This is a genomic window from Micromonospora sp. NPDC049359, from assembly GCF_044466585.1.
In the GTDB taxonomy this organism is placed as follows: Bacteria; Actinomycetota; Actinomycetes; order Mycobacteriales; family Micromonosporaceae; genus Micromonospora.
The window spans coordinates 129,523-141,628 of record NZ_JBITMW010000005.1 but is presented as its reverse complement, the minus strand read 5'-3'; the positions used below and the strand labels follow the sequence as shown (position 1 = coordinate 141,628).

Annotated in this window: 9 protein-coding genes; 3 read left to right on the top strand and 6 right to left on the bottom strand. The window is 72.3% G+C overall.

Annotation, left to right across the window (positions count from 1 at the left end):
- Nucleotides 1-26: 26 nt before the first annotated feature.
- The 4 genes from ACIBTX_RS14180 to ACIBTX_RS14165 form a co-directional block, all read right to left on the bottom strand.
- Nucleotides 27-704: a response regulator transcription factor gene (locus ACIBTX_RS14180; RefSeq protein WP_357393368.1), complete on the bottom strand. Its 678-nt coding sequence runs from the start codon at nucleotides 702-704 to the stop codon at nucleotides 27-29.
- A complete protein-coding gene (locus tag ACIBTX_RS14175; protein ID WP_396832543.1) occupies nucleotides 704-2,272 on the bottom strand; it encodes a sensor histidine kinase in 1,569 nt (522 codons plus the stop codon). The genes ACIBTX_RS14180 and ACIBTX_RS14175 overlap by 1 nt, the downstream gene beginning before the upstream one ends.
- A gap of 54 nt (nucleotides 2,273-2,326) precedes the next feature.
- Nucleotides 2,327-3,031, bottom strand: coding sequence for a dethiobiotin synthase (gene bioD, locus ACIBTX_RS14170; protein WP_357123389.1), 705 nt, complete (start codon nucleotides 3,029-3,031; stop codon nucleotides 2,327-2,329).
- Between the two features lie 76 nt (nucleotides 3,032-3,107).
- A complete protein-coding gene (locus ACIBTX_RS14165; RefSeq protein ID WP_357393418.1) occupies nucleotides 3,108-4,244 on the bottom strand; it encodes an 8-amino-7-oxononanoate synthase in 1,137 nt (378 codons plus the stop codon).
- A 294-nt stretch (nucleotides 4,245-4,538) separates the two neighbouring features.
- Here ACIBTX_RS14165 and bioB point away from each other — a divergent pair, with 294 nt between their 5' ends.
- From bioB to ACIBTX_RS14150, 3 genes are read left to right on the top strand one after another with little or no spacing between them, the layout of a single operon-like run.
- Nucleotides 4,539-5,534 (top strand): biotin synthase BioB, encoded by a 996-nt coding sequence (gene bioB, locus ACIBTX_RS14160; protein ID WP_357171302.1) that lies wholly within the window; start codon nucleotides 4,539-4,541, stop codon nucleotides 5,532-5,534.
- Nucleotides 5,535-5,539: 5 nt separating this feature from the next.
- The gene (locus ACIBTX_RS14155; RefSeq protein WP_357122926.1) at nucleotides 5,540-5,776 is read left to right on the top strand and encodes a hypothetical protein; all 237 of its coding nucleotides are present in this window, start codon (nucleotides 5,540-5,542) and stop codon (nucleotides 5,774-5,776) included.
- A gap of 4 nt (nucleotides 5,777-5,780) precedes the next feature.
- The gene (locus tag ACIBTX_RS14150; RefSeq protein ID WP_357122923.1) at nucleotides 5,781-6,287 is read left to right on the top strand and encodes a GNAT family protein; all 507 of its coding nucleotides are present in this window, start codon (nucleotides 5,781-5,783) and stop codon (nucleotides 6,285-6,287) included.
- 62 nt (nucleotides 6,288-6,349) lie between these two features.
- Here ACIBTX_RS14150 and ACIBTX_RS14145 read toward each other — a convergent pair whose 3' ends face one another.
- Together ACIBTX_RS14145 and ACIBTX_RS14140 are read right to left on the bottom strand one after the other, a co-directional pair.
- Nucleotides 6,350-8,848 (bottom strand): non-reducing end alpha-L-arabinofuranosidase family hydrolase, encoded by a 2,499-nt coding sequence (locus ACIBTX_RS14145; RefSeq protein ID WP_357122920.1) that lies wholly within the window; start codon nucleotides 8,846-8,848, stop codon nucleotides 6,350-6,352.
- Between the two features lie 217 nt (nucleotides 8,849-9,065).
- Nucleotides 9,066-11,960, bottom strand: coding sequence for a glycoside hydrolase family 9 protein (locus tag ACIBTX_RS14140; protein ID WP_396832542.1), 2,895 nt, complete (start codon nucleotides 11,958-11,960; stop codon nucleotides 9,066-9,068).
- Nucleotides 11,961-12,106 lie beyond the last annotated feature (146 nt).

The following is a 12,106-nucleotide window of genomic DNA, read 5'->3' as shown; positions in this document are numbered from 1 at the left end:
TGAGCGGGGGCTCTCCCGGCCCCCGCTCACCGCTCGACCAGCCCCGCCTCGTACGCGAGGATCGCCGCCTGCACCCGGTTGCGCACCTCCAACCGGGTGAAGATGCTCGTCAGATAGCTCTTCACGGTGCCCTCCACCAGGTGCAGCCGGCGAGCGATCTCCGCGTTGGACAGCCCCGCGCCGACCAGCGCCAGTACCTCGCGTTCCCGTTCGGTCAGCCCGGCCGTCCGGTCCCGCGCGGCGGGCCGGCGCGCCAACCGCCCGGCGCCCAGCTCGATCACCCGACGTGCCACCCGCGGCGACAGGTACGCCCCGCCGTCGGCGACCGCGTGCACCCCGGCGATCAACTCCCGTGGATCGCCGGCCTTGAGCAGGAACCCGCTCGCGCCGTGCCCGAGCGCCCGAGCCACGTGGTCGTCCTCACCGAAGGTGGTCAGCATCACCGTCGCCGTGGCCGGCGCCAACCGGTGGATCTCGGCCGCCGCGGCCAGGCCGTCCAGGCGAGGCATCCGGATGTCCAGCAACGCCACCCGTGGCCGGTGCGCGCGGACCAGCTCCACCGCCGCCCGGCCGTCGGCGGCCTCGGCGACGACCTCGATACCCGGGTCGGCCGCGAGGATCGCCCGGACCCCGGCCCGGATCATCGCCTCGTCGTCGGCCAGGACCACCCGGACGGGCGCGGTCGGAACCGTGTCGGTGTCCACTACGCGATGCGCTCCTTGCTGACCAGTCGGCCGTCGGTGAAGCAGAGCCGCCACGTCGCCTCGGCGAGGGGGAAGTTGCCGTCGGTGTAGTACTCGCAGCCCGGCGCCGCGACACCGAGCGGCGGGGCGAGCTGCCGGCGCGGCAGCCCGGGTAGGTCGGCCCGTGCCGTGCCGGGCCGCATCTGGTCGTACGTCGACTCGTCGAGCACCGTGCCGGCCGTGGCGAACGGGTAGTAGACCAGCGACAGGGCCAGCCCGAAGCCGGCCGGAGCCGCGAGCGCAGTCAGCAGGCTCCGTCGAGCCCGGCGACGAGCCTCGCGCAGCCGGCGTTCGGCGTCGAGCGGCCGTTCCGAAACGCCCCCGGACGCGGGGACGTCCTCGAACGTCCCGCTGGCGGCGGCCACCGCTGACAGCCCCGGTTCGGCGACGAGCGGCAGCCGGGCCCGCACCGCGAATCCGCCGTCCGGGGCCGGGCCGGCGTCCAGGACGCCGCCGGCCAGGCGTACCCGCTCGGCGAGCGCGACCAGACCACTACCCGAGGAGGCCGGTCGGGGCAGCGGACCGGCCGGCGGCGGGGCGTTGCGCACCCGCACCTCGACCCCGTCCAGGTCGGACGCCAGACGCACCGTCACCGGGGCGCCCGGGGCGTACCGGGCCGCGTTGGTGAGCGCCTCCCGCACCACCTGGTGGGCGGCGGCCCCGGTCATGCCGGGCAGGCGCAGGGTGTCCGGCGGCGCGTCCAGGCGTACCGCCATCCCGGCCTCACGAGCCCCGGTGACGAGGTCGACGACGGTCTCCCCCACCGGCCGGACAGCGGCCGGGCCGCCCTCCTCCCGCAGCACCCCGATGATGTCGTGCAGCCGTTCGGTCGCCGCCGCCACGCTGGCCCGCAGCTCCCCGACCGCCGTCCGGTGCGCCGGAGCGAGGTCGTCGGCCAGCTCCAACGCGGCGGCCCGCACCGCGATGAGACTGAGATCGTGACCCAGCGAATCGTGCATCTCCTCGGCGATCCGCGCCCGCTCGCGGAGCCGGATCCGCTCCGCGACGCCACGCCGCTCGCGCGCCACCGCCTCGACGTGCCGGCGGCCGGCGTCGGTCAGCGCCTGCTGCTGCCGGCGGTACCGACCCACCAGCCACGGGAACACCCCGCCGAACAGCAGCACCGACGCCAACAGGAACCAGGTCGCCGCCCCGGTGCCGAGCAACCCGAGGTTCAGCACCGTGCCGCCGACGGCGATCACGCCGAAGAGCACGGCCGCCGGCGTCGCCGTCGCGCTGCGCCGGCCGCTCAGATAGCTGAACACCGGGATGGCGAAGACGAAGTTGCCGTCCACCAGCGAACCGAGCACCACCAGGAGCAACCCCACCAGCGGCCACCGTCGCGCCGACGCGACGGCGACCGCGAGCAGCGCCAGCGAGCCGAACAACAGCGCCACCCCGAAACGCGGGTACGGCGGAGTCACCCGCGCCCCCGCGATCGGCGCGGCCACCAGCGCCCAGAGCGACACGTCCCGCAGTGGACGCCGCCACCGGGGCGCCCCGGGCACGGACGGCTCCAGGATCCTCACGGCGGCCACGCTACCCACGCACGACCTGCCCGGACACCGACGAAAGTCAGGTGTTCAGCTGCTCTCCTCGGCCCAGACGCGCCAGTCGTCGAGCACCCCGTGCAGCGCCGGAGTGAGCCACCCCGGCGCCGACCGCCGGAACACCCCCGGATCGATCGCGCCCGCCCCGGCCGGCACCGCGCCCAGCAGGTTCGGCACCAGGTCGGTCAGGTTCGTCCAGTGCACCAGCTCCGGCGACGCCGGCCAGGCCCCGATCACCACTCCGGCCGGTACCGCCCGACGGTCCAGCGCCTCCAGGGTCAACGCCGTGTGGTTGAGCGTGCCCAGCCCGGCGCGGGCGACCACGACCGCGGGCGCGCCGAGGGACACCGCCAGGTCGGCCATCGTCCACGGCTCACCGGACGGGCGCAGCCCCATCGGCACCAGCAGACCGCCGGCCCCCTCGACGAGGACCAGGTCGTGCTTGTCCGCCTCCGCGCGGACGGCGTCCACCGCCGTGTACAGCTCCAACGGGGGCAGGTCCGCGACCCGGGCCGCGGCCAGCGGCGCGAGCGGGTCCGGAAAGCTCGCCAGGGTACGACCGGTCAGCGGGGCCGCTAACCGGTTGACCGCGTCCACGTCACCCGGCTCACCACTGGCCGTGCCGGTCTGGCCCGGTTTGACCACCGCCACCCGCAGGCCGGCGGCCTGCGCCGCCGCCGCGATCGCCGCCGTGACGACCGTCTTGCCCACCTCGGTGTCGGTGCCGGTGACCAGCACCGGCCCCTCCCACGCGCTCACGGCACCAGCTCTGTACGCGACTGCGGGGCTCGCAAAACCGGCTCACTCCTCGCGCTCATGGGGCACCGTCCACGATGACGTCCAGCGCCCGCTCGAAGTCCGCCCGCGGCACCCCCGCGCTGATGGTGAGGCGCAGCCGGGAGCGGGTGTCCGGGGTCGACGGGGGCCGGAAGCACCCCACCGCGACGCCCCGGTCCCGGCAGTCGGCCGCCCAGGCCGTCGCGGCCTCCGGACCGGGCGCCGTCACCGAGATCACCGCCGCGTCCGGCGCGGAGACGGCCAGCCCGGCCGCGCGCAGTCGACCGACCGCCAGCGTCACCCGGTCGGCGATCTCGGCGCGCAGGTCGTCACCGGCTCGGGCCAGCCCCAGCGCGGCGTGCACCCCGGCCGCCACGGCCGGCGGCAGCGCGGTGTCGAAGATGAACGTACGGCCGGTCTCGACCAGGTGCCGGACGAACTCGGCCGGACCGGCGACCACCCCGCCCGCCCCGCCGAGCGCCTTGGACAGGGTGGCGGTGACCACCACGTCCGGCTGACCGGCCAGACCGGCGGCGGCCACCGCGCCCGCTCCGGACGGACCGGTGACGCCGAGCGCGTGCGCGTCGTCGACCAGCAGTAGCGCGCCGTAGCGGCGGGCCACCGCGTGCAACTCGGCCAGCGGTGCGAGGTCGCCGTCGACCGAGAAGACCGACTCGGTGACCACCACCGCCGGGCGTCCCGGCGCCACGGCCAGCGCTGCGGCCACCGCCGTCACGTCGGCGTGCGCGCTGACCACCGTCTCGGCGCCCGAGATCCGGCAGCCGTCGATGAGCGACGCGTGGTTGTGCGCGTCGGAGACGAGCAGGGTCCGGGGCTGCACGAGAGCCCGCAACGCGCCCAGGTTCGCCAGGTAGCCGGAGGAGAAGACGAGAGCCCGGTCGGTGCCCAGCCACCGCGCCAGGTCGTCCTCCAGGGCGTGGTGCGCGTCGGTCGAGCCGCGCACCAGACGCGAACCGGTCGCGCCCAGCCCGTACGCGGACAGTGCCGCCGTGGCCGCGGCCGTGACCTCCGGGTGGGTGGCCAGGCCGAGGTAGTCGTTGCCGGCGAGGTCGGTCATCCGGTCGTCGGCGGGACGCGGGTGCAGCCGCCGGGTCAATCCGGCCTTCGCCCTCAACTGCGCGCGACGATCGAGCGCCGCCAGCCAGTCCGCCACCGTCACCCCTTCACCGCCGTCCGCGCCGGTCACGCCGACGTCCGCCGGGCGAAATTACCACCCGCGACCATCGAGCAGACGAATCCATTCGGTACGCGAGGCACGGCGGCGGCGAACGTAGCCGCAGCGAGACCGGCCACCACGGACCGTCGTAACGTCGTCACGGATGGTTGCCGCAGGCGCGGTGCGTCGCCCGACCCGCACGGCCGGCGATCGGGCCCGGCCCCGCCGGTTCGCGTCGACCCCGGCGGCAGGTCGTACCCGGCCGGACCGGGGCCTTGTAGGGTACGAGCCATGCCAGAGATCCTCGACCAGGCCCGCACCCAGGTCCTGGGTGACGGCGTCGGCCTCGACCAGGCCGGCGTCCTCGCCGTGCTCACCCTGCCCGACGAGCACCTGCCCGCCGCCCTGCAACTCGCCCACGAGGTGCGGATGCGGTGGTGCGGCCCCGAGGTCGAGGTCGAGGGCATCGTCTCGCTGAAGACCGGCGGCTGCCCGGAGGACTGCCACTTCTGCTCCCAGTCGGGCCTGTTCACCTCGCCGGTGCGCTCGGTCTGGCTGGACATCCCGTCGCTGGTCGAGGCCGCGAAGCAGACCGCGAAGACCGGGGCCACCGAGTTCTGCATCGTGGCCGCCGTGCGCGGCCCGGACGCGCGGCTGATGAAGCAGATGCGCGAGGGCGTCGCCGCCATCAAGGCCGAGGTCGACATCCAGGTCGCCGCGTCGCTGGGCATGCTCAGCCAGGAGCAGGTCGACGACCTGGTCGACATGGGTGTGCACCGCTACAACCACAACCTGGAGACCTGCCGGTCGTACTTCCCCAACGTGGTCACCACCCACTCGTGGGAGGAGCGCTGGGAGACGCTGCGGATGGTCCGCGACTCCGGCATGGAGGTGTGCTGCGGCGGCATCCTCGGCCTGGGCGAGACCGTCGAGCAGCGGGCGGAGTTCGCCGCGCAGCTCGCCGAACTCGACCCGCATGAGGTGCCGCTGAACTTCCTCAACCCGCGCCCCGGCACCCCGCTCGGCGACCGCCCGGTGGTCGAGGGCAAGGACGCGCTGCGGGCCATCGCCGCGTTCCGGCTGGCCATGCCGCGCACCATCCTGCGGTACGCGGGCGGCCGCGAGATCACCCTCGGTGACCTGGGCACCCGCGACGGTCTGCTCGGCGGCATCAACGCGGTGATCGTCGGCAACTACCTGACCACGTTGGGCCGGCCGGCGACCGCCGACCTCGACCTGCTGGACGAGCTGAAGATGCCGGTCAAGGCCCTCTCCGCCACGCTGTGACGACCATGACGACGACCTCCGACGCCGAGCCGACCCGCAGCGGCGTCCCGGCGTCGGCGGCCGTGCTCTGGTGCGACAGGTGCGGCGAGGCGGCGGCCGACGACGCCCACCCGGGTTGCGCGGCGGCCCGGCAGTTGGAGCCGCCGCGCTACTGCTCGCGCTGTCGACGCCGGATGAAGGTGCAGGTCCTGCCGGTCGGCTGGTCGGCGGTCTGCGTCGAGCACGGCGAGATCCGGGGCTGAGCCGATGCTGCGCGGGCGGGCGGTGACCCTGCGACCGGCGACGGTCGCGGACGTGCCGGCCCTCGCGGCCATCCGGGCACACCCCGAGGTACGCCGGTGGTGGCGCGGCGGTGACGACCTGGCCGGCGCGGTCCACGCCGACCTCGGTGACGACGACCTGACGCTGTACGCCATCGAGCATGACGGCCGGGTGATCGGCGCGATCCAGTGGTACGCCGAGTCCGACCCGGACTACCGACACGCCAGCCTGGACGTGTTCCTCGATCCGGCGTCCCGTGGCGAGGGCCTCGGCGGCGACGCCATCCGCACCCTGGCCCGGCACCTGATCGACGAGTACGGCCACCACCGGTTCACCATCGACCCGGCGGCGGCGAACACCGCCGCGATCCGGGCGTACGCGAAGGTGGGCTTCCGCCCGGTGGGCATCATGCGGCGGTACGAGCGCGGCGAGGACGGCCGCTGGCACGACGCCCTGCTGATGGACCTGCTCGCCGACGACCTGACGGACTGAACCCAAGGGCGTGCCCGGCACCGCACGGGTGCCGGGCACGCGTTCCTCGGACTGGCTGACGCCTAGCGCTGGAGGGTCAGTACACCCGGCCGCCACGGCAGCCGGTTGTAGTCGCCGCTCGCGTTGGGGTCCTTGCCCTGGTACAGCAACTGCAGGTTGCAGGCGTCGACGGTCTTGGTCTGGTCGGGGTTGGTGCGGACCAGGTCACCGTGGCTGATGTCGTTGGTCCACGTGGCGCCGCTGTTGGCCTTGCCGGCGAACGGGTTGCTCTCGGTGGCGGCCTGCGGGGTCCACGAGCCGCCCAGGCTGGTGGACGTGAACGACCGGAAGTAGCGCTGCCCCTGGCTTCCGATCGCCTCGACGAGCATCAGGTACTGGTTCTGGCCCGCCACCTTGTAGACCTCGACGCCCTCGAACAGGTTGTTGGACGAGTCGGTCATGATCGTCGTGTAGCTCGAGCCGAAGCTGCCCGGGAAGTTCCCCAGCGGCATGCTCGACCGGTAGATCTTGCCGTTGTCCCCGGCGAAGAACAGGTACATGTTCTGGTCGTCACCGATGAGGGTCTGGTCGATCACACCGTACGGCGCGTCCGAGAGGGTGGCCGTGGACAGCGTCTGCGCCGAGGACCAGCCGTTGGCGTTCGTCGGGTCGCTCGACGTCTTGTAGCTGAACGAGGTCGGTCCCCACTGGTACGCCAGCACCCAGATGTTCTTCGGGGCGAAGTACAGCAGGGTGGGCGCCACGGTGCCCTGGCTCATTCCGTTCTGGCTGGCCGAGGCCATGTCGGACCAGTTGGTGAACGTGCCGAAGTTCATCGAGCTGTACTGGCCGCTGCTGTTGACGTATGACCCGTAGACCAGGTGCTGGCCGTTGTAGACCACGTTGGTGAAGTCCTTGAGCGAGAGCCAGCCGTTCTTCGGGCTCGTCAGCGCGCCGGTCGACGACCACCGGTAGGTCGACGGGAGCGCGCAGCCGTTGTTCGGCGGCGGCGTGGTGGTTGGCGGCGGCGTGGTGGGGGCCGGCGTGGTGGGGGCCGGCGTGGTGCCGCCGCCGAAGTCGGTCCGCCACTGCTGGTTGGTCTGCCCGTGGCAGTCGTACAGCTGGACCTGCTGGCCGTTGCCGGTGCCCCAGACGTCCAGGCAGCGACCGGACTGCACGCCGGTGATGGTGCCGTTGGAGTTGATGTTCCACTGCTGGTTGGCCCCGCTGCCGCAGTCCCAGATGATGATTGCGGTGCCGTTGGCGGTGGCCGCGCCGTTCGCGTCCAGGCACTTGTTGCCGTAGACCCGCAACTGCTTGCCACTGGTGTACGTCCACTGCTGGTTCGACTGACTGTGGCAGTCGTAGAGCTGGACCCGGGTGCCGTTGGTCTGCGTGGAGTTGGGCACGTCGATGCACCGACCCGACTGCACTCCGACGATCCGGCCGGCGCCACCGCTCGGCGGCGGGCTCGTGGTCGGACTCACCGTCGGACTCACGGTCGGGCTCACCGTCGGGCTCGCGGTCGGGCTGGAGGTCGGCGGGGCCGCGTTGAGCGCGTTGAGGACGGAGTTGTAGGCGGCCTTCTTGTTGCCGTTGCCGTCGAAGAGCAGCGGGCTCTCGTTGGAGCGCCAGGAGTCGCTGTCGCGTACGCCCCAGACGGTGATGCCGATGCAGCGCGGCACGTTCAGGCACGCCTGGGTCAGCCCGGCGTACTGGGTGGTGGAGGCGTTGGTGACGTCGACCTCGGTCAGCGCCACGTCCACGCCGAGCGCGGCGAAGCTGGACAGCGTGGTCTGGAAGTTGCTCGGCAGCGAGCTGCCACCGGTGAAGTGGGTCTGCAACCCGACGCAGTCGATCGGCACGCCGCGGGACTTGAAGTCCTGGATCATGCGGTAGACGCCCTGCGTCTTGCCGTACGACCAGTTCTCGATGTTGTAGTCGTTGTAGCAGAGCTTGACCGACGGGTCGGCCGCCCGCGCGGTGCGGAACGCCACCTCGATCCAGTCGTTGCCGGTGCCCTGGAGGTTGGAGCTGCGGCGGCTGCCGTCCTCGTTGAACGCCTCGTTGACCACGTCCCACGCGGCGAGCTTGCCCCGGTAGTGGCCCATCACGCCGTTGATGTGGTCGATCATCGCCTGACGCAGGGCGCTGCCGCTCAGGCTCTGCATCCACCCCGGCTGTTGGGCGTGCCAGGCCAGGGTGTGCCCACGCACCTTCAGGCCGCGCTGGGTCGCCCAGTTGTAGATCTGGTCACCGGAGTTGAAGTTGAACTGGCCCCGCTGGGGCTGCGTCGACTCCGGCTTCATCTCGTTCTCGGCCGTGATCATGTTGAACTCTTGTGCCGCGATCGTGCTGTACTGCGAGTTGCTGAGCCGGCCCGCCGCGATGGCGGTGCCGAAGTACCGGCCCGACTGCGCGGCGGCCGCGCCGAGCGTGCTCGCGGCGGCGTTCGCCGAGGGCATCATGACCGCGACGGCGGCCACGGTCACGACGCTGAACGCGCCGGCGAGCAGCGCTCGGAAGACGGGCGATCGCCGTCGCCGAGTGCCGCCGCGATGAACGGATGGGCGCACTGCCATCTCGGCCTCCTTAAAGGGCCAACACCCGGGCCGCCGAGGGCGAGGACGACCGGATGTATCGATTGAGACATCTAACTCAGTCGATGCTAACCACGCACCGGTCCGGGCAATGGAGTTTTCGGAAATGTTTCGGAAATGTTTTGGCCCTGCGTGGGGGGGGGGGGGGGGGGGGGGGGGGGGGCCGCCCCCCCCCCCCCCCCCACGACCCGTCAACGAGTCAGGCGACGGCGCAGGTGGTGTTGTTCACGGTGAAGGCGGTCGGCTTCGGGTTGCTGCCGCTGTGCGTGCCGTTGAAGCCGAAGCTCACCGACGCGCCCGGCGCGATCGTGCCGTTGTAGGACAGGTTCGTCGCGGTGACCGCCGCGCCGGCCTGGCTGACGGTCGCCGACCAGCCCTGGCTGACGGTCTGCCCGCCCGGGAAGCTGAACCGCAGGGTCCAGCCGTTGATCGCGGCGGTGCCGGTGTTGGTGATCGTCACCGTCGCGGTGAAGCCGGTGTTCCAGTCCGTCGTGGCGTACCCGACCGAGCAGGTGCCGCCGACCGGCGGCGCCGCCGTGGTCACCGAGACCGGCGCGGACGCCGCGGAGGTGTTGCCGGCCGCGTCGACGGCCACCACGTAGAACTGGTACGCCGTGGAGGCGGTCAGCCCGGTCACCGCGAGGGTGCTGCCGGTCGGCGACCCGATGAGCGCGTCGGTCGCGCCGGCCTCGCGGTAGACCCGGTAGCCGGTGACGCCCACGTTGTCGGTCGACGGTGTCCAGGCCAGGGTGAGGCCGGTCGCGGTGACCGCCGAGGCGACCGGCGTGCCGGGCGTGCTCGGCACGGTCGTGTCGGTGGAGCCGGTCGGCGGCGTGGTCACGGTGAGCACCGGCGAGGCCGCCGAGGTGTTGCCCGCGCCGTCGCGGGCCACGACGGTGAACTCGTACGACGTCGCCGGCAGCAGCGTCGAGATGGTCAGCGTCGTGCCGGTGACCGGCCGGACGACGACCGTGTCGCTGTTGACCTGGACCTCGCGGACGTCGTAGCCGGCCAGCCCGCTACCGCCGCTGTCGGTGGACGCCGACCAGGTCAGGGTCACCGAGCGGGACGCGAGATTGGACGCCACCGGCTTGCCCGGGACGCTCGGCGCGGTGGTGTCCGGCACGACCGGCCCCGGCTCGTCACCCCAGACGCGGGTGCTGCCGGCGTAGAGCGGAACCTTGCGGTTCGGCCCGGCGGTGGCCTGGTACGACGGGTCGTTGGTCGGATCCCAGGTGCCGCCCTCCGGCACACCGATCTTGAACTGGACCTCCATCCGGTGTGCCGACTGTCCGGCCGGGGCGATGGTGTAGCCGGTGCAGTCCACCTCGACGTACCAGATGTCGCCGCTGTACTGCTTGGCGGTGGTCGGCGACGGGCAGCCCTGGGTGTAGCCGGAGGTGACCTGCACCGGGCCGCTGCCGTCGGGCCGGAAGTAGTACCGGAACTTGCCGTTGGTCAGCGCGCGGGCCGGGAACGCCGACTTGTTGTAGACGATCGCCTTGAGCCCGGTGGCCCGCGGCTCGGCCTGCATGACGGTGGTCTCCACGGCCATCTCGTCCATGTCGGGCGTCTCGGCGACCGGGAAGTTCGCCAGCGGGGTGCCGCCGTACTCGGAGGTCAGCCGGACCAGCGCGGACGTGAAGCCGGCGTTGTAGTCGGTGGCCACCTCGTTCATCACGTAGTCCGACCGACTGTCGGTGTACGCGTCGTTGGCCGAGGACGGGCCGCCGACCAGCGCGCCGTAGAGGGTGTGTCGGGTCTCGACGGGCACGGTCTGGCTGTCCCACCAGGACCCGTGCGCGGTGCGGTGGTGCGGGTTCTTCGGCGCGTTGGCGCCGAACCCGATGACGTAGCTGGAGTTGCGCGGGTTGTCGCCGAGCGCGTAGTTGATCTGCCGGACGGCGAAGTCGTGGTACCGCGCCTTGCGGGTGGTGTCGGTGGTCTTGTCGCTGTAGACCAGCGCGGCGAAGGAGGTGTTGGCCGCGTAGCGCAGTGCGCCCCAGGAGTCGAGCACCGCCATCCCACCGGGCGAGTACGGCACCCGCTGCCCGTTCACCCCGACCGTCCAGTAGTCCAGCCAGCGGTTGGCGTCGTCGACGTACTTCTGCTTGCCGGTCAGGTTCGCCAGCAGCACGTACGCGCCGAACTGCTTGTTGTCCCAGGCGATCGTCCACTTGTAGGAACGGGTCGTGGACTGCGGCTCGGTGCCGAGCTTGTCGTACTCACTCTCGGCCTTGGTCAGGTAGCTGGCGTCGCCGGTGGCCCGGTAGAGCCAGATGGCGGCCCACACCAGCTCGTCCTGGTAGCCGCTCCACGACTTGTAGAACGCGGCCGCGTCGGTGATGCACTCGCTGTAGGCCTTCCGCACGGTGTCGGCGAACGTGTAGAGCTGCCGGGCGTGGGTGAGCAGCTTGTCCGCGTAGGTCGCGTCGGTGGGCCGGAACACCATCGAGGACGCGGCCATCGCCGCCGCCGTCTCCCCCGCCAGGTCCGCGCCGCCACAGCTCGCATCAATCTTGTACGCGGGCCGCGCCATCGGCAGCACCTCGGCCGGGCCCCACCACTTGTGGTCGTCGTCGCCCTTGCCGACCTGTCCGTAGAGGACGTTCGCCGACGGGTGCGCCTTGATGAAGTAGTCGTTGACGAAGCGCAGGTTGTTCAGCAGGTGCGGCAACTGGCCGGAGGCGCTGTAGCCGCTGCGGTACTCCACCGCGCCCCAGGCGAGCATGGTGGCGCTGAACGCCATCGGGAAGCCGAACTTGACGTGGTCGCCGGCGTCGTACCAGCCGCCGGTCAGATCGACTCCCGTACCGGCGCCGTCGGTGAGCGCGCTGTCGCCGCGCCAGGAGACGCGGTTCCAGTCGGGCAGTTGGCCGGACTGCTGCGCCTCGTAGAACAGCAGCGACTTCTGCAACGCCTCGGCGTAGTTGAAGGCGGGCGCGGCGGACGCCGGTCCGGGCGTCGGCGCGGCGACCGCGAGGGCCGCGCCGGTGAGCAGGGCGACGCCGGCGGCCAGCAGCCGCCGGGGCCACGGTTGGTCGATGGGCGACCGGCCGGGGTGGCCGGTGGACGGCCGGGTCAGGTGGCGCATGAAGGGCTCCTGTTAGCCAGGCGCCGCCGGCGGTCGCACCGACGCGGGACGGCGTGGGGGCGGCACGGCCACCGGCGACAGCGGGGGTGGCGGTGTGGCCACGGGCGTGGAAGCGCTCCCATGGATATCCGACAATGTAATGTGCG

Coding starts and splice junctions, on each gene's coding strand:
- ACIBTX_RS14150 (WP_357122923.1), top strand. CDS start 5,781: ATGCTGCGCGGGCGGGCGGTGACCCTGCGACCGGCGACGGTCGCGGAC.
- ACIBTX_RS14140 (WP_396832542.1), bottom strand. CDS start 11,960: ATGCGCCACCTGACCCGGCCGTCCACCGGCCACCCCGGCCGGTCGCCC.
- ACIBTX_RS14145 (WP_357122920.1), bottom strand. CDS start 8,848: ATGGCAGTGCGCCCATCCGTTCATCGCGGCGGCACTCGGCGACGGCGA.
- bioB (WP_357171302.1), top strand. CDS start 4,539: ATGCCAGAGATCCTCGACCAGGCCCGCACCCAGGTCCTGGGTGACGGC.
- ACIBTX_RS14155 (WP_357122926.1), top strand. CDS start 5,540: ATGACGACGACCTCCGACGCCGAGCCGACCCGCAGCGGCGTCCCGGCG.